14 protein-coding genes are annotated in these 16,757 nt (G+C 58.0%); 6 read left to right on the forward strand and 8 right to left on the reverse strand.

Annotated features, from left to right (window positions below; translation table 11 throughout):
- The 4 genes from AB7E35_RS04070 to AB7E35_RS04085 form a co-directional block, all read left to right on the forward strand.
- The coding region (locus AB7E35_RS04070; protein ID WP_428167128.1) for a hypothetical protein at window positions 1–328 on the forward strand (328 nt) is incomplete at its 5' end.
- 618 nt (window positions 329–946) lie between these two features.
- Window positions 947–2,137 (forward strand): tyrosine-type recombinase/integrase, encoded by a 1,191-nt coding sequence (locus tag AB7E35_RS04075; protein ID WP_428167129.1) that lies wholly within the window; start codon window positions 947–949, stop codon window positions 2,135–2,137.
- Between the two features lie 79 nt (window positions 2,138–2,216).
- Window positions 2,217–2,582: a type II toxin-antitoxin system RelE/ParE family toxin gene (locus tag AB7E35_RS04080; RefSeq protein ID WP_428167130.1), complete on the forward strand. Its 366-nt coding sequence runs from the start codon at window positions 2,217–2,219 to the stop codon at window positions 2,580–2,582.
- Window positions 2,575–2,895 carry an XRE family transcriptional regulator gene (locus AB7E35_RS04085; RefSeq protein ID WP_428167131.1) on the forward strand — a complete coding sequence of 107 codons (321 nt, stop codon included), beginning with the start codon at window positions 2,575–2,577 and terminating at the stop codon, window positions 2,893–2,895. Before AB7E35_RS04080 ends, AB7E35_RS04085 begins: the two co-directional genes overlap by 8 nt.
- A gap of 491 nt (window positions 2,896–3,386) precedes the next feature.
- On the opposite strand, the gene AB7E35_RS04090 is transcribed toward AB7E35_RS04085, so the two are convergent.
- Window positions 3,387–3,695: a helix-turn-helix domain-containing protein gene (locus tag AB7E35_RS04090; protein WP_428167132.1), complete on the reverse strand. Its 309-nt coding sequence runs from the start codon at window positions 3,693–3,695 to the stop codon at window positions 3,387–3,389.
- 127 nt (window positions 3,696–3,822) lie between these two features.
- Here AB7E35_RS04090 and AB7E35_RS04095 point away from each other — a divergent pair, with 127 nt between their 5' ends.
- Window positions 3,823–4,434, forward strand: a complete 612-nt coding sequence (locus tag AB7E35_RS04095; protein WP_428167133.1) for a hypothetical protein — start codon at window positions 3,823–3,825, stop codon at window positions 4,432–4,434.
- 374 nt (window positions 4,435–4,808) lie between these two features.
- Entirely contained in the window at window positions 4,809–6,401 is a 1,593-nt protein-coding gene (locus tag AB7E35_RS04100; protein WP_428167134.1) for a flagellin, read from the forward strand.
- A gap of 1 nt (window position 6,402) precedes the next feature.
- Here AB7E35_RS04100 and AB7E35_RS04105 read toward each other — a convergent pair whose 3' ends face one another.
- From AB7E35_RS04105 to AB7E35_RS04135, 7 genes are all read right to left on the reverse strand, one after another.
- Window positions 6,403–6,693 carry a hypothetical protein gene (locus AB7E35_RS04105; RefSeq protein ID WP_428167135.1) on the reverse strand — a complete coding sequence of 97 codons (291 nt, stop codon included), beginning with the start codon at window positions 6,691–6,693 and terminating at the stop codon, window positions 6,403–6,405.
- A 103-nt stretch (window positions 6,694–6,796) separates the two neighbouring features.
- Window positions 6,797–7,711, reverse strand: coding sequence for a phospholipase D family protein (locus AB7E35_RS04110; protein ID WP_428167136.1), 915 nt, complete (start codon window positions 7,709–7,711; stop codon window positions 6,797–6,799).
- The gene (locus AB7E35_RS04115) at window positions 7,711–9,534 is read right to left on the reverse strand and encodes an ATP-binding protein (RefSeq protein ID WP_428167137.1); all 1,824 of its coding nucleotides are present in this window, start codon (window positions 9,532–9,534) and stop codon (window positions 7,711–7,713) included. The genes AB7E35_RS04110 and AB7E35_RS04115 overlap by 1 nt, the downstream gene beginning before the upstream one ends.
- Window positions 9,524–11,071: a DEAD/DEAH box helicase gene (locus AB7E35_RS04120; RefSeq protein ID WP_428167138.1), complete on the reverse strand. Its 1,548-nt coding sequence runs from the start codon at window positions 11,069–11,071 to the stop codon at window positions 9,524–9,526. Before AB7E35_RS04120 ends, AB7E35_RS04115 begins: the two co-directional genes overlap by 11 nt.
- A 391-nt stretch (window positions 11,072–11,462) precedes the next feature.
- Window positions 11,463–12,305 carry a phosphoadenosine phosphosulfate reductase family protein gene (locus AB7E35_RS04125; protein ID WP_428167139.1) on the reverse strand — a complete coding sequence of 281 codons (843 nt, stop codon included), beginning with the start codon at window positions 12,303–12,305 and terminating at the stop codon, window positions 11,463–11,465.
- Complete coding sequence (locus AB7E35_RS04130) at window positions 12,298–15,633, reverse strand: ATP-binding protein (protein WP_428167140.1); 3,336 nt, start codon at window positions 15,631–15,633, stop codon at window positions 12,298–12,300. The genes AB7E35_RS04125 and AB7E35_RS04130 overlap by 8 nt, the downstream gene beginning before the upstream one ends.
- On the reverse strand, window positions 15,626–16,546 hold the full coding sequence (locus tag AB7E35_RS04135; RefSeq protein WP_428167141.1) for a DUF4007 family protein: 921 nt from the start codon (window positions 16,544–16,546) through the stop codon (window positions 15,626–15,628). The genes AB7E35_RS04130 and AB7E35_RS04135 overlap by 8 nt, the downstream gene beginning before the upstream one ends.
- Window positions 16,547–16,757 lie beyond the last annotated feature (211 nt).

Raw genomic sequence — 16,757 nt, forward strand, 5'->3', positions numbered from 1 at the left:
AGTCGGCCAGCAGGCTGGCCAGCAGTTCTTCGGGTACTTCGTGCTTCTTGGATGTCATTGTGTTCACGGACAAGCCGGCTCGCGCCGGCGGTGGATTGTCCGTTCACACAAAATTCTGCACACCCTCGCTCCACAGATGACCGCCAAGGGTTGGAAGGTCAGCAATGCCCTCGTGCTTACAGGCACCAAGGAGGTGGAGGACAGTTTGTTGGTTCCGTCTGCTACTTTGGTTTCAGAGCTGCAAATCTGGGCCTCTGAGGTAGCCGCGACGGTGACCGATGCCATCGACGGCTTGCGCGACATCTTGCTTGGCCTTGGTAACGGCTAGGCAGTATCAAAAGCAATTGCAGCGCTGCCAGGCGGAGTAGTGAGGGCCGCTGCAGAAAACCACGGTAGCGGGCCGGCAAGCAATGACGGCGAAGTTGAGGCCAGCAAATCGCTCAAGTCGGATGCCGTTGAGCAGGGGCAACCTGGTCTGTGACATGACCGAGTGCCTGATCTGGATCGGGACACCATCTAGCCGCAGCTGGACAGTCAGCAGGGCACGTCGCCAGCACCCTCGACCCTTTGACTGCAACATAGGCGTTCATCCTCGTCAGCCCTAGCGGCAGTCCAATTTCGCTCAAGCAGATCTAACCGCAGCCACGAAAGCAATATGGTTAGAAAGTTGGGTGGATAACAAAAAAGCCACCGAAAGGTGGCTTTTTTTCTTCTAAATCAACAACTTAGAAAATTTTTCTGGCGGAGAGGGCGGCAGTCGAATCCGGGTTTCACGTTGCGTCAGGAAATCGCAATAAATCAGAAATTAACCCAATAAAAACAAAGGTTTATGAGTTTTGTTGTTTCATGGCGTTTCTGACGACATCTCTCAATCTCGTGTTTTTTCCGTATACTTTTCCGTATAACGAGACCAGAATTTGGCTCTCGTCTCCGTCGAACTCCACCCATGGTCAAAGCCAACAAACTCACTCAATTGCAAGCCACCAGGCTCAAGGAGCCCGGGATGCATGGCGATGGTGCCGGCCTGTGGTTGAAAGTCACCGAAGGGGGCTCCAAGTCTTGGATCTTGCGCTACGCCTTCAACGGTCGTGAGCGCTGGACGGGGCTGGGGCCATACCCCGAAGTCTCCCTGGCCGATGCCCGCGACAAAGCCATGGCCTGGCGCCGTCAGGTGCGCCAAGGCATCGACCCCATGCAGGTCAAGCAGCAAGCCGCTGCGGTAGCGCGTGCCGAGCAAGCCAAAACGGTCACCTTCGACAGCTGTGCCGAGCGCTACATCGAATCACACCGCTCGGGCTGGAAGAACGCCAAGCACGCCGACCAGTGGACGAACACGCTGCAAACCTACGCAGCACCCATCATCGGCAAGATGGATGTTGCGCTGATTGAAACCGCGCACATCATGCGCGTGCTTGAACCCGTGTGGCACACCAAGGCGGAAACCGCCTCGCGCCTGCGGGGCCGCTTGGAAGCCGTGCTGGATTGGGCCACCGTGCACCGGTACCGCACGGGAGACAACCCCGCCCGCTGGAAAGGCCACCTCGACGCCCTGCTGCCTGCACGCTCCAAAGTCGCCAAATCAAAGCACTTCGCCGCACTGCCGTGGCGCGACATGAAGCCGTTCATGGCCGAGCTGCGCAAGCAAACCGGCATTGGCGCGCTGGCTTTGCAGTTCACCATCCTCACTGCCGCGCGCTCAGGCGAAGTACGTGGGATGGCCTGGTACGAGGTGGACTTTGAACACAAGCTGTGGACCGTCCCCGGCGAGCGCATGAAAGCCGGAAAGGAGCACCGCGTACCGCTATCGGATGCAGCCATGCAACTGCTGGAGTCTTTGAGGGACACCAAGCTGGCGGATACCGACATCGTGTTCCCCAGCACGCGTGACCACAAACCCCTCTCCGACATGACGCTCACTGCCGTGCTGCGGCGCATGCAGCGCGACGACATCACAGTGCACGGGTTCCGATCCTCGTTTCGGGACTGGGCGGCTGAAGCCACCGACTACCCCCAGGAAATGGCCGAAATGGCGCTGGCGCACATCGTGGGCAACAAGGTGGAGGCAGCCTACCGGCGCGGGGACATGCTGGAGAAGCGGCGCGCGATGATGCAGGCGTGGGCAGAGCACTCGCTGTGAACGCTAGGCTGTAGCTGTTGGATCAACCAACCAGAATCCATTCCCTTGACGGAATATTCCTTGGAGGCTATATTTAACTATGTCTTGGGACGTTGAGTACACCGATGAGTTTGAAGCGTGGTGGGAAGGCTTGTCTGAGCAGGAGCAAGTGTCCTTGGCAGCTTCGGTAGCGTTGCTGGAAGAGCGTGGCCCCTCACTCGGTCACCCCCACAGCAGTGGTATCAACGGTTCACGCCACGGGCACATGCGTGAATTGCGCACGCAGCACGGAGGTCGGCCGTTTCGCACGCTGTATGCCTTTGACCCCCGCCGAATGGCAATTTTATTGATCGGCGGTGATAAGACCGGTGATGACCGCTGGTACGAAGTACATGTGCCAATCGCTGATCGGTTGTATGACGAGCATCTTGACCAGCTTCGCCGTGAAGGAGAAATAGATGGCTAAGAAGTTTTCTGAATTGCGGGCTGCCATGAGCCCTGAAGCGCGCGCGCAGGCCTCCGAACTTGCGCAAACCATGCTGAGCGAAATGCCATTGCACGAGTTGCGCCAAGCTCGGGGGCTGTCGCAGAAGATGCTGGCTGACGTACTTCATGTGCAGCAGCCCTCCATCGCCAAGATGGAGAAGCGCACAGACATGTATCTTTCAACGCTACGCAGCCACATCCAAGCGATGGGGGGCGAGCTGGAAGTCATTGCACGGTTTCCAGATGGGGCGGTGAAGATCAGCAACTTTGCGGAACTGGGCGTGCAAAGTTGAAAATCTGGCGTGCAGTGATTCATTTCGACCGTGCCGCCCTACCTGTCTTGCACATTTCATCCAGGTAAAAGGCAGCACCGAAAAACCCCCGTAAAGACCTTGCCGTCTGCTCCGACACAGGCGTCAATGCCCTCGTGGCTGGTAAGCCCCTGTATGTAAGCTGCAAGGACTGTCAAGGCAAAAGAGGCTTGTGGACCGCTGCTGGCCGCACTGCATGACACCGGCACGGATCTGCACAAAGCGAGCTTCATGGATCTGAAGTCCCTGCGGGAGTACGATGCGCGGCGCTTGTGAACACCACCACGTCATGAGTGGCTCAACGGGAAGCTGGCGATAAGCGCCCTAGCGGGCTTGCTCGTCGCGCGTGCTGGGCCTGCTCAAGCGCAAGGGGCTGGAAGCTCTTGCTTGAGGCACTTCACTACCGACCTCAAGTGAGGGAGGGTGGGATCGATTTTTTCCTCTGGCTGGTTCCTGCGGCAACCCAGTGACCACTACTCAGCCAACAGTTTCCGAACCGCCGTACGAACACTTGGTTCGACCTTGCCGTAGCGAAACAGAAGCTCAGCGATCTCGTCTTCCTCATCCGCAAAGAAGAACGCAACGGGCACATCCAGCACCTTGGCCAATTTGCGCACGGTGAGCAAGTCGGGGCGATGGATACCCAGTTCGTAACGGTTGATCCGCGTGCTCGCCACGAAAGCATCAATCCCTGCCTCGATCCCCAGCATCTTCTGGGACAGGCCCGCCGCCAACCTCGCCTGTTTCAGCCTCGCGCCCCATTGTCGATCCGCGTCGCTCATCTCGCGCCTTAAAAGGCTACGAGACTCGTAGTTTTGCGCTATTCTCGATACTACGAGTTACGTAGCTACGTGTCGGCATGGGGCTGCGCCGTAGTGCTCGGGCATCAAATAAATACAGAGGGAAAAGATGGCAACCAAGAAGGATGAGTACGATGGCGTTTTCCTGTTCCTCATCATTCCAGCAGTCCTGGCGACGCTGGTGTTTTCGCTGTACTACTTCTCGCGTCTAAAGAAGCAGTACCTGACGGGGCCGCATGCCCGTCGTATTTTTGACATCGGAGCGCAAGGCACATCTCTTTTTATCAGCGGTGTGCTGGGCTATGTGTACTACATGATTGTTGTAGTGCTGTACCACTACGTCCCATTGACGCTGGTGCTCACGTTGCCGCTGGGGCTTGTGCTTTTGATCTGGATGGGCAAAGCGCAGGCCTACGCTTTCCTGGGTGTGATCGTGGATTACGACAAGGGTGTCGTGTTCTTCCGGCCTAACGAGGAGAGCCTGGACATTGGAGACATGCTTCTGGTGGTTCCTCTGCTGCGCCAGTTCACGTCGCTGGACAGTGTGCCGCTGGACGCCATTGATCAAATCACACGTCAAGCAGGCAAACGCGTGTTCATTCATGGCGAGTTCGGTTCGCGCCATATCTCCTTCACCAACAAGCTCAAGCGTGACGAGTGCATCCATCTGCTAACGGCACGCAGCAAAGGCCGCCTCAAGGTGATGGCCGAGTTGGAGTAGCTGCACTCACCTGGCTCCTGCATCCTCCCGACAGGGCGAGGACCACCTCCTCGCACCGATCGACCACATGCGCCCTGGTACTCAGGGTCTCGTAATTCGCTGTTTTTTTGCCCATTCCAATGCTACGTATTACGCAGTTTTTGCGGAGCAATTTATGCCATTGCCACCAGTGCATCCAAGTATTCTTGTAACTACGAGATACGTAGTTTTTAAAAGAAAAGTCTCCGAAACGGCCTGAAGCGGCAAAGAAAGGTGGCAGCAATGGAGATGAAGTGGATGCGATGGAGGAGCCGGCCCTCATCCAGGTCTTGGCCTGAAGTCGATACGCAAGCTGCAAACGCTGCCTATGGGCTGAGTCATGGTGAAGTTCAGCTATGGTGAAACTGCACACCAACATCCCCTCGCTGAATGCTCAGCGCCACTTGAACGCGAACCAAGCTGGGCTTGCCACGACGATGCAGCGTCTGTCCTCAGGTCTGCGCGTCAACAGCGCCAAGGACGACGCGGCGGGTTTGGCGATTAGCGAACGCATGCTCACGCAGGTCAAAGGGATGAACGCAGCTAAACGCAACGCCAACGACGGCATCTCGCTGGCCCAGGTAGCAGAAGGCTCGATACAGCAGATGACCAACATCCTGCAACGTGGCCGCGAGTTGGCAGTGCAAGCGGCCAACGGCACCAACTCTCGGAGTGACAGGCAAGCCCTGTTCGCCGAATACTCGCAGCTGCTGCAAGAGTTTGAGCGTATGTCGCAAACGGCCAACTTCAACGGCCATAAGCTCTTGGACGGAAGCTTCACCGCGCAGACGTTCCAGGTGGGTGCCAACGCTGGGCAGACCATTGATGTGTCAGTGCCTGCGTTGAAAGCAAATACCTTGGGTTTTCACAGCGTATCTACGTCTTTGACGGGGAACACAGGAGACCTGGATTGGCCGCGCTTCCAAGATTTTGGCAAAAGCGGCTTCAACAATTGGATGACCTCCATCGCAACGGGTGCCACCGACAGGAAGTTGGAGATTCAGGGACAGGAGCTGCCAATTGACGGCGTGTGGAATGTCGGAGAGGTCGCAAGGCTTATCAACAGCCAAGAATTTGTGCCGGAAATCCAGGCAAACGCCGAAGCGAGCCTGTCCTTCTCTGCGCTGCCCAACTTCTCTGGTCAGATCACCTTGCGCTTGGTCGCAGGCGAGGATTACAGCAAGGCGCAGTCAGTGTCATTCGCCTGGGATGGGTCACCGAATGCTGCATTGGACGCAATGCAGGCCATCAATCGAGCAGCAGGCGTAACGGGCGTGCGGGCAGAAAACTTCTTCTTGGATCGAGGGCGGCCGTTTTTCAGGCTGGTCAACACTGAAGGCGAAAACCTTCACATCATGAATGACACCAACCCTGCCGCAGATATCGTTTTGGCGGATTTGGGGTGGGAGGAGACTGGCGAAACGGGATTTGTGGGTTGGACCTCTCCCTCTACATTTCCCAGCACGCTTGGCACTGGCGTCTTCGGTACTGATGATGCTTACGCTATCAGTGCCCTGGAACTTGTGTCCGATGGTGCCTTCACCTTCATGGGAGATGCCAAAGTTGAATACGATGTTGACGGTAACGAGACTCGCACGGGGCTGATACGCGGAAACCCGATCAAGCGAGTGGCACTGGATGATGTCTCTTTTGCTTCAACCAGAAAAGCAAACGAGGCACTGCAGGTTTTTGATGCTGCCATCAATCGCGTCAGCAGTGTAAGGGCGCAACTCGGTGCTGTGCAGTCGCGCTTTGAAGCCACGATTGCCAATTTGGACATCTCGTCAGAGAACACCGCTGCCGCGCACGCGCGCATCGTCGATGCCGACTTTGCCCAAGAGACGGCGCAACTGGCCCGCCAGCAAATCTTGCAAAACGCAGGCACTGCCATGGTGGCGCAAGCCAATGCGGTACCGGAGCAGGTGCTGACCCTGCTCAAGGGGATCTGAGCTAGCAGTTCAAGTCGTTGAACTGTTTACGTGCCTTGTACAGCTCCACGTCGGCCAAAGCTTTGTCACTGGGAGGGGCTGTGGCAGCACGCTTTTTGAGTTCTGGCAACTCGGTATCCAGCCGTGTGCATTCCGCCTTGTCTATGGGGCTGAGCTTGAATCGGTGCTTGTAGACCCGGTACTGTTCAGGGCTCATTCCCGTCAGTGGCTTCAAGGCATCGGCCATCAAGGCATTGTGTTCATCCCGCCGAACATCAGCACCCTTGCGGCTGGCACCGGTCATTTTGTCCATGTCTCCCAGTGGATTGCAGTGACTCCACACCTGCCGCAGTACGGCCTGTGCCGTTTACAGCAGACGGGGTCTCCGATCCGCGCAATCGGCCAGGATGTGACAGCTAGGTGCGGCCCGCCCCGGGTTTGAGCCGGACGACAAAACTAGCCGGAGCAATCTCGTAGCAATCACCGAGAAAACTAGTCATCCATTCTCGAACTATGAGCCACTGCTGCTCAGCGTCGAGGTCTCTGGCGACTGGCATTTGGCGGATGATGTCGGCGCCGTCTGCGTCGCGCAGGTCATTGGCCGCTGCGATGAGTAGACGTTGCACCGCCGGCATCCGCCTGAATGCGTCGGCGACGGCTTGGCGGAAAGCTGGCTCTGGCAGGCCAGCCGGGATATTGAGAGCATCAAGGTCGCTGAGCGCCGCGTCGAGGACCGATTCAGCCACTCGATCACGCGTCTGCGGCATATAGGCCTGGAACAGGCGCGCTGGCGCTGCGAGTCGTGGCAACCATACCACGGCCGGCGCTGTCGTCGCGGCGTCCGAGACAAGATTCAATTTGGGCACGTCCAACTCGGCGGCGAGGTTGCGAATCTGGTCTCTTTCCTCAATCGATGCGGGCCGTGCTTCGGTGAGTTGGTCAAGAAACTGGCGAATGGCTTCGCCAGTCACCGCCAGAGTGGTGAGCAATTCGAGGTTCGGCTTGTCCGACCAGCCGAGTGCTGCGCCGGTCAAGTTGGCCGAGCCCACTAGCGCGACATCGTCCGCGATATAGATCTTGGCGTGCAGACGATCAAGCAGGTCGAGCTGCGCTCCTCTCCGCGCAGCCACAACATCGAAAACCTCGAGATCGCTCACGCCGACCGCGATCTCCGCAGGAAGCCACCGGGTCACTACGCGGACTGGTACCTGCGAGGGGATTACCTTCAGAAGGCTGGTCAGCACCCCCGCCTTAATGAAGGGGGCGCAGATTAGGACGTTTTGGGTTGCAGCTGCGAAATGCTCAACCAGTCGATCGCCATCGCGACGCATCAGGCGTCCTCGCCGCCGCCGGGCTCAAGGAAATCCCGTGCCAGCTTGCCCCATGCCTCTCGCACGCGCTCGTAGCGCGAGAGATTCGGCGGATCCTCGCGTTCCATGCGCGCCCATGCTGCGAACATCACCCGCACGGCGCGGCTGGCCTTCAGGAGCCGATCCTGCAGCTCGGTGCTCGAAAGGCTGTCGAGGTCATCATCCGCGGAGACCGTGTCGAAGATCATCTCAAACGCAGGATGGCGCCGGTTGAACACGACTTCTGTCGCGTGGCCGCGCGAGACCACGGTGAAAAGTTCGCCCGAGCTGCCTAGCGTCTTGTCGATGAACAAAACCTTGAGGTCGCCGGAGACGATGCGTGCAACGATCTCGTCCGCAGCCTGCTCGCCAATCCCATCTTCCTTGAGATCCTCCGAAATGTCCTCGACATCCTCGGGCGTCGGGGGCTGCTCACCGTCAGGGATAGGGTGAGTTTTGTCTCGTTCCTTCCACTTCTCGTTTGTATCTTCGGTCGGATCGCCATCGCCGTGCCGCTTGCCGGCGCGACGTGAGCCTTTGCCTTGCACTTTGATCTTCTCGCGCAGCGCGCGAAGGTTCCTTTTGATCGCCTCGCTGAGGTGAAGGAGAACCCCTTTGGGATCGCCCTCCTCACAGAGCCGCATGATCACCTCAGGTAGCGTCTCTTCACCCTCCGCGAGTTCCCTCCAATCGAGGGCGGAAAGCTCATTGAAGACGGTCGCAGCCTGCTTGTTGTTGGTAACACCGAAAATCTCATCGAGGTCGGCAGGAAACTCGACCTCGCAGCCCCACCATCGATCGCGAGGGTCGTATTGGATCGTCCAGGAGCGATCGAGCATCAACTCCCGCCCGGCGCGCATGACGGACACGCCGATGTTTTCGGCTGCATCCTTCCCATACTTCGTGTCGCCCCGATTGGCGGTGCCAGCCAGTTCAAGCGTAGTCTGCTTGGCAACCGAATAGGATGTGCGAACCTCGAAGACTTTGCCGTTCACCTCAACGCTGATGGGTTCATCCAGTACATGCTCGAACATCGGCTCACTGTTGAAAGGCGCCGGCAACGTAGGCGCCGGAAGCAGATACATCGGATCATTGATAGTAACGTGGCTCTTCTCGAGCGCTCCGTCTTCTCCACCCACGAGATTGATGTTCAAGCTTTTGTCGTGGATGAAGCGTCGGTGAATCCGTCCAAGTAGCCAACCTGTGTTGCGTAAGGTTGCCTTCGCGCCTTTCCAGGTCATGCGGTCAGCGCCGAGCTTCGACCAGACGACGAGCGTTCCGCTGCTGCCAAGCCCCTCTGCCCGATTGCGCCATTCGGCGGGGACCGGGGAAGGTTGCGGAGCCGGCACCTCCCGCCGTTGGCGACGACGAATTTCGTCGACGTCGAGGAACGAATGCAACGCGTTGTCCGGGCCGTTTTGCCAGGTCCAGACGTCCACGCGCGCAGCCTGCGAGATGGATGCGTTGGGAAGGCCCATACCGAACCGGCCAATGCCGCTACGGTCGTTGAGGCGGGTACCGTTGCCGAACTGCAGTGCCTTGCGCAGCACCGGCCCGCTCATTCCGTCGCCGTCATCGAGGACAGCAATCCTGGAGAGCCGCTTGCGCTGGCGCTCCTTGATCTGCTGCACCTCTTCAATACAGATGATCTCGATCGACTTGGCGTTGGCCTGGACCGAGTTGTCTATCAGTTCGGCAAGCGCATATGCAGTGTTCTTGTAGCCGTTGTCGCGCATCGCTTGGATGGCGAGGTCGGGCGGGATAAAGGAAGCATCTTCCTGATCGATTTCGGTTTCAGTGTTCATCCCAGACATCTTCCCAGTTGAAGAAAGCTTCGGCGACGTCCCCGAATCCGGGATAGCTCGGATCGTGGACCGTCAAGATTTCGCAGGTGGCGTTCCCGCCGGCCTTAGTGCCGCGCGTTGCTCGGCCGACCATCTGACTGAACAGGACAAGCGACTTTGTCGGGCGGGCGATGATTGCCGCGCTCGTTTTCGGTGCGTCGAAGCCGGTTGTCAGTACGCCGAAGTTGCAGACCACGATCGGCTTCGGCACAGACGATTTGAACGTCTTGAGGATTGCCGATCGGCGTCCTGACGGTGTACCGCCGGTCACAACAAGGCTTTCGATTCCATAGGCGCTGAGGGCAGCCGCCAGATCCTCAGCATGCCCCACTGAGGCCGCAAACAGTATGATCCGTTGGTGCCCTCGGCCGATCAGCTGCCGAACTCCTTTGATGACCGCGAGGTTGCGCCCTGTGTCCGCCGCCAGTTTCTCGAGCATGTCGTCCGAATAGTCGTCGAGCCGGGCGAGCCGTTTCAGTGTTGCGGGCGAGGGCGACGATTCCGGCTGGTATTCAATCTTCGAAAATTCGGGCCGAGCCAAGTATCCTTCCGCGAGCAAATATTCGACGGGATTGTCATAGCCCTGGATCTCAAGCACCACCTTGGATCCGCCGAAGAATTCGGCCAGTTCCTCGTCCTTGGTGATGTCGTTCCAGGTACGCCCAGGCGTCGCCGTTAGCCCAAGCACCGCGTCCGCTTGGCCCGCGTCAGCGAGCCCTTCAATCACGGCGCGATAGGTCGGAGCGACGGCCTGATGCGCTTCGTCCATGACTACCAGCCGGGTTCTCGCACTCAACCGCAGGAAGCCAGTGCTGTCACGAGATCGCCAAGCATGCAGCTTTGCGAGACCGCCGACGAGAATTCCGTCTACCAAGTCTCCAGGTTCATCACTATAGTCACCCCAAAACCGATGCAGTGTGAGTGCGCGATTACCGAGCGCTCCCCAGGCGGTTTCGAACGTCTCGGCGGCCTGTTCGAGGAGTTCGCGACTGCCTGCTAGCCAAACTACTACGCAAGGCTCAGATTCATTGAGGATACGGGCGACATAGTGCATCGCCGTTCGTGTCTTACCGGCGCCCGTCGGCATGTGAATGAGCGTGCGCCCATAACCGGACCCGATTTTGCTGTAGGTTCTTCGCACCACCGACCTCTGGTGGGCGAACAGCCCGAATTGCCCTGCCGTCGACTGACGTGGTAGTGGCTGGATCGCAGTCGCCAACTCGTCTGGTTCCAGCCCGAAAAAGCCAGACACAATAGGCCAAGCCGTCGACGATGTCGGCTCGTCGAGCGCAGAGTCACCAGCCGAGCGACCTTTGTCGGCCAAACGAAACTTGAGTTCGTCTAGTTTTCCGGGGTCGAGGTTACGTAGGAGAGTCTTACGGAGGTCCGTCGACGAAAAGACGAAGCGCGGTCGGTCGCGGATTGTGCGTAACGCGGCTTGCGTCAGCGCGGTGCGCTCAGATTGGGCCGCGGCAGGAAGCAACGGCAAAACGCGCATTCCAACGAGAACCTGCAGATCCCTAATCGTGAGCCGAACTAAGACGGCCTCAAGCGCTTGCCCAGGGCTATTCCCAGCATAGCCCCGTTTAATGTCGAAGTTCACTATCGTGTCGCCCTGATTCTTTATTCTTCACGAAATTGATATATGAAGACGTTGACCCAGAAGAATACATTTTGCCGTATGACTGAGTGAAGTCGAACTCCACGCCGACTAGTGTGGCGCGATGGATTCAGCTCGACCCAGACTCTAGGCAAAATTTGTCCCAATGGGGCTCTGACGGGGGCACGAAAGCCATGGCGGCATGAGGCCGCAGCGGGAGGCGCTCAGGCCGGAATTTCAGGCGGAAGGACCTTTAGGTGCTTCAGGCCATCGGATAGGCTACTCTAATCTACTTGTGGCAAACGGCGCAGGAGCCATTCCCTTCATCATCACCGTAGACATCATCAATGTCTTCGGGACAGGATTTCACAGGTCGCAGAGGATTGATGGGGATGCTTCGGCGCATGCGAGCACGGCGAACCTCGTATTCAGCCTTGATCTCGGCTACGCGCGTAGGGACCTCCATATCGGAGAGTGATTCACCCTTTGACCAAGTGAAGGGGGAACCGTGCTCCAGGGCATCCTTTTCCAAGGCTTTGGCCGCCTCATAGGCTTCGGGGTGCTGCTCGCGCAGCCTGACCCACTCGATCTTCTGTTGGAAGAAGCAGAACGTGCAGCCGCTGCGCGAGCGCCACTCGTAGTATTTGGGATAGCCAACTCCGGAGTTCTCCAAGATGTCGATCACGCCAACTTTGTCGATACCCGCCTCACGGAATGGCAACTTCACGAAGAGGTTGTTAGCCTTGGCCGCGTAGCCCTCGCGATAGTCTTCGTCAGCACGAATGGCTACATAGGATGTGACCTTGTCGCCCGCAGCCAGCATCGGCCTCACCCAGTCTTCAAAGGGGGCAAGCTTTAACTTGCGTGTGCACCAACGCGTGTTTGGATTGGGCAAGAAGTGGTTGTATTGGCGTAGCCAGAAGCGGAAGTCACGGCCAGGGTTCAGGCGCAAAATGGGTTTGCCGAGTCGGCCTTCGAGCTTGCCGAGAAATTCGTAGACTTCGGGTAGCTCTTCGCCGGTGTCGGTGAAGAAGTAATCGATATCGAGCTCTGGATGATGCTCGCGCATGTACACGGCCAGCGCAGCGCTGTCTTTACCGCCGGAGATACCCAGAACATGCCGCTCAGCCATTGGTCGCCTCCTTATCTATGGACGCCAGCTTCATCCCGACCTTGGCCAGGATTGCCAGCAATACATCGGTTCCCAGGCCTTGCCCTTCCAGCATTAATGCAACCTCGTCGGCCTTAGCTTCTACCGCTTTGCGATGGCGATCGGAAATTGCAAACGAGCGCGAAATCATCTGGGTGTCTGATCCCGCACCGATGACCACGGCGATGGCTTCGCTGTGTGCTTTGCGACCTTGCACCGCGACGAAAGCTTCGGCCTCGCGGAACCGGCGAGCGAACTTCGCTAGCTCCAAGATTGCCGCGTCGATGTGCCTGTCTACCCAATCGCGGGGAGGTCGCTCCGCCGCCATGCTCAGGATACCTTCGAGTGAGGCCTGAGATCCGTCGAAGTTGGCCAGGCGAGTTGCAAAGCCATCCAATTGAAGATCACCTGAAATGCCGGAGACCGACTGCGCCCGATCCCGCAGCGCTTCCAGCTCGTCCCGGTTCGCATCGAGTGCATCGAGCATCTTGGCTTCGATTTCGGCGAGCATCTTGCCGTAGGCGCCGGCGAGCTCTTGCAGCGGCGCACGCAGAGCTTTCACGTACGACTTACCGTCGGCGGCGTTCAGTAGCGAAGCCAAGTCTACGAACAAGACCTTGTGCGGATCGCTGGCCTTCAAGAGCATGTCACGCATGTCCTTTGCCGTCTGACTCAAGCGAGTAGTCCGCCGGGCCCACTCGGGCAGATTGAAGACCATGGCGACCAAGCCGCGGGCTGCTTCAAGCGGATCGGCCGCTCCAGCGTCCTCGCCGATCTCGGCTAAGAGTTTCGAAATGCCTTCGAGGATCCGACTTTTGTCTTCGTCGATAGTCACCCATCGCAGTGAAAAACGATCGGGATCTTGCAGACATTCGTCGATGTCAAAGTCGGTGAGCTTAGGCACGAACATCCCATCCTTGTAGACGGCAATGTTGGCCTTGTGAGCTAGCAGAAAAGCCGTAAGGATCACCGGCTGAATGCCCTGCTTCATGCCAAAGGGAGGCGCGCTCCAAAGCGCGTATATTTCATGAGCGCCGATGCGCGCATTGGCGTCTGAAAAGAGGGCACGGGTGGCACCCCACAGCGGAGCGAAGCCTTCAGCAAACCCATCCCCGGGCGGCATACAGCGCCAGACGCCGGAACCATCTTGGCGATGCAGTTCCGTGCTTCGCAGCAGCGTCTCATAGAGTCCCCGCTCGGCGGGGAAACCCTCGAACCCCAAAGCCTCTTGGCCTTCGGCGTTGATCATTGCATGCAACAGGTCTCGGCGGGCCTTGACGCTGTTGCTCGACACGCTGTCACGGTTGATCAGCTCGCTCCACACCGGCGGCGACGCGCTGAAAAGCTCTTCTGCAAGGTCGGATGCCACAGGTGAGAGCTTTGAGCCAGGCTCGACGACTTGATCGGTTCCGTCGTGCCACTTGGCCAGCGACACGGCAGCTTGAAGTTGGTCTTCCAGATTGGCTCGGATCGCAGCCAAGCGTGCGTGGACCTCGCGACGGGCCACAGGATCACCCGAAAGCTCATGGCGATCTTTGACTTGCTCCAACGCCACCAGCTCTGCTGAGAGTTCAGCGATGCGGGCATGGTTTTCGGGAATGCCGATCATCACCGGCCAAGGCCGAAGTCTTGAGCATGCTTGTGCCCGCTTGCGTGCGTCCCTTGGCTTCATCCCTTTGCTCGGAAGCGCGAGGATGAATGTCCCGAATTCACCATTTTTGGGGCGGAAATCCGTGGCGGTCTTTTCTGCCTGCTCGATACTGCAAAGCGAGAGCCCCATCCAGCGCATTGAGCCTGTCTCATGATAATGCCGCTTGGCCACCACGGGGTGCAGCCCTACGAGCTGGGCCAGTCTTGCGTAGTCGATGCCAGGCGAGGTCGCCAGAGCTTGAGCGACGGCCCCCTCGATGTCGAAGTCGCTGCCCTCAAAGATCGACCAAGCACCCGTGTAGTTCTTGAAGAGAGCAACCTTGAGTGCAGAGAGTTGTTGCAGCGCGGTGTTCAACTCCTCGCGAGTGTTGTCGTAGAAGAGTGTCCCGATCACGGCTGCATCGGCCGCCAGACCCGAGCCGTTGCGAAACAAATCGATGACCGCGATGTTCTTGATCAGCGACACAAGTAGGGCATCGCCTGTCTTTGCCTCGGCCCGTTCTACTGCTTCCACGGCCTGGGACCAGCGGTGCCCATCGGGTGATGCAAGGATTGCGGGCTCGAGGTTCGAGCTCAGATAGTCCCAGTAATCACTCGGGCGATACCAACTCGCCTCGGACCTGAGGGTCGAATTCAGATAAGAACGGAAGCCATAAGGCTCCACCGAAGACAAGAATCCGAAGGTGCTGCGTTCGTTCTGCCCGAATTGCCTTTTGGAGATCGGGCCCAGCAGTGCGGCCATGGCCGGGTGCAACGGCCAGCAGGCTTCTAAGGAAGCGGCAAAATTTTTTCCCACTGCGGGTCGGCGTGAGCGGATCGCCTCTGCAATGACCTGGGACGCATCGCGCATCCATGGTGGACGCTCCTTTGCTTCGATCGCACGACCGATGAGTTCGACAACCTCGTCGCTTGCTGCCACAAAGGGAAAGTCGAGATAACGGCCTTGGACCTTAGTCCAATCGTCGCGGGTGTCGATGCCCAATCGAGCAGAATACTGTGCGAAAGATTGATGCAGTACACCGACCACCACCAAGCGACCTTCAGCACGAGTGGCAGCTTCAGCGAGCTCTTGGAAGAAGTAGACATCGTCCCCGGAGCCCAACGCGGCGGCCTCCAAGAATTTGCCCATCTCGTCGATGATGACCAATACGCCGTCGCGCGGACGACTCTTGGCCTCCTCGAGCAATTCAGCAATGAGGCTTTGCGCGTTGGGCTTGTTGCGGCCATCAACCGTTTTGCCTTGCGCGCGACGTAGCGCGGTATAAAGCCCAGAAACAACACTACCGCGCCGCCCAACCGTTGGGACGATCAGCCAACCCTTTTGTACGGGGAAAGCCTTCTCGAAGGCGGGCTTGGAGTCCAGTCGCAAAGCTTGGCGGGCGTTCGTGCGAAGACTTTTTTCAGGGTGAAGTGCGCTCGCTAAAGTGACAGCCAGCGAACTCTTACCCCCTCCGAAAGGCCCTGTCCATGTAAAGCACCGTTGGTTGGTGCCGGTGAGCTGCTTGCACATCCCATCGACCACGGCGTTCGCAGTTGCGTGGCAGATGTAGCCAGCAAAGGCATCCGCTCGGCCTATATCCGTGTCGACACGAATCGATCTTTGGTATTGATGCGAAATCCGGACGATGTCAGACAGAGCCTGTTGCTTTTTTTCAGTCATAGGCGTGCCTGATCATGTTTTTGATGTCGTCCTTGGTGAGAACCTTGCGGTGGACTTGACGGAGACCGGCAGAGTCCGTCCACTCCAATTTGCCTCCGGTAAAGTCGGAGAGGGAGATCAGCCGTTGGGCTATTGATTCTTCGTCGAGCTTAAAGACACGTCCCGGTGACCCTTCGGCATAAGCCACGGCTTCGAATGCCAATGAACTTTGGCCTTCAGCCTCTCGGCCCCAAAAGTCGACGAGGGCATAGGCGAAGACACCATCGTGCAGCGAGGCCTTGGGACCGCGACGGAAGGCGTATTGACCCTTGTGAACCTCTTGCAGCAGACCCAACTCACCCAAGAGCGGTTCGGCGAAGTCTTCCGGGGACCCACCGGCCGCACGTGGGGCATAGCTGCGAAGACACGTTTCCAAGTCGCGGGAGATCGTTGAGACGGACAACCTATGCTTGGGCGCGATCTTCCGTGCGTACTGAGCTAAAGGAGCCTCGAGTTCTTGGCGGGTAAAGGTGGGTGCAGTCACATGGTTGAACAGCCAATGCCACGTCGTAGAACGGAAACAATGTCCGGCTAGCTGCCAATGGGCTAGCCATGCGGTGGAAGGATTTTCAGCGTAAGGATCGAGGCCCCCGTCTTGCAGGATTTCGGCAGCGAGACCACCGATCTGAAAGTTGTTGCCTGCCTCATACATCACTCCACAGGCCAAGGCCCAATGGCGGATGGATGCAACCATGTTCTTGCCTACGCCAAATTCAGCAATGGCTGTGTCATTAGCGAAGACGGACTTAGGAATCAGACCGCCACTCACAGCCTGATCGAAGGCTTTCTTCAGCCACATTTGGCGCAGTGGAAACGTTTCGTGGCCCGAAAAATGAACCGGCGTTCCTCCGCTGTCTTTAGATACGGCGCTCATGCGATCATTTTAGCCAATCTGGTGGCTCCCACCAGTCTGCAGGAACATCTGTAAGACTAGAGCATTAAAACTGTTCAAATGTACAGTATTTGGTTTTGCGATGTTTGGCTGGGCAACGCGCGCGTTGCCCAGCTCGGAAATGTTGGACGGGCACAGCACCCGGGTCAGCGGCAGCTGCTAGAGTCGAGCAGCACGTATTCAGGGCGCGATT

This window comes from Diaphorobacter sp. (assembly GCF_050251835.1).
In the GTDB taxonomy this organism is placed as follows: Bacteria; Pseudomonadota; Gammaproteobacteria; order Burkholderiales; family Burkholderiaceae_C; genus JBFXIE01.

What these genes read in the sequence shown, in the direction of transcription:
- AB7E35_RS04105 (WP_428167135.1), bottom strand. Translation starts at nt 6,693, where the DNA reads ATGGACAAAATGACCGGTGCCAGCCGCAAGGGTGCTGATGTTCGGCGG.
- AB7E35_RS04095 (WP_428167133.1), top strand. Translation starts at nt 3,823, where the DNA reads ATGGCAACCAAGAAGGATGAGTACGATGGCGTTTTCCTGTTCCTCATC.
- AB7E35_RS04115 (WP_428167137.1), bottom strand. Translation starts at nt 9,534, where the DNA reads ATGAACACTGAAACCGAAATCGATCAGGAAGATGCTTCCTTTATCCCG.
- AB7E35_RS04085 (WP_428167131.1), top strand. Translation starts at nt 2,575, where the DNA reads ATGGCTAAGAAGTTTTCTGAATTGCGGGCTGCCATGAGCCCTGAAGCG.
- AB7E35_RS04120 (WP_428167138.1), bottom strand. Translation starts at nt 11,071, where the DNA reads ATGCGCGTTTTGCCGTTGCTTCCTGCCGCGGCCCAATCTGAGCGCACC.
- AB7E35_RS04125 (WP_428167139.1), bottom strand. Translation starts at nt 12,305, where the DNA reads ATGGCTGAGCGGCATGTTCTGGGTATCTCCGGCGGTAAAGACAGCGCT.
- AB7E35_RS04135 (WP_428167141.1), bottom strand. Translation starts at nt 16,546, where the DNA reads ATGAGCGCCGTATCTAAAGACAGCGGAGGAACGCCGGTTCATTTTTCG.
- AB7E35_RS04090 (WP_428167132.1), bottom strand. Translation starts at nt 3,695, where the DNA reads ATGAGCGACGCGGATCGACAATGGGGCGCGAGGCTGAAACAGGCGAGG.
- AB7E35_RS04100 (WP_428167134.1), top strand. Translation starts at nt 4,809, where the DNA reads ATGGTGAAACTGCACACCAACATCCCCTCGCTGAATGCTCAGCGCCAC.
- AB7E35_RS04080 (WP_428167130.1), top strand. Translation starts at nt 2,217, where the DNA reads ATGTCTTGGGACGTTGAGTACACCGATGAGTTTGAAGCGTGGTGGGAA.
- AB7E35_RS04075 (WP_428167129.1), top strand. Translation starts at nt 947, where the DNA reads ATGGTCAAAGCCAACAAACTCACTCAATTGCAAGCCACCAGGCTCAAG.
- AB7E35_RS04130 (WP_428167140.1), bottom strand. Translation starts at nt 15,633, where the DNA reads ATGACTGAAAAAAAGCAACAGGCTCTGTCTGACATCGTCCGGATTTCG.
- AB7E35_RS04110 (WP_428167136.1), bottom strand. Translation starts at nt 7,711, where the DNA reads ATGCGTCGCGATGGCGATCGACTGGTTGAGCATTTCGCAGCTGCAACC.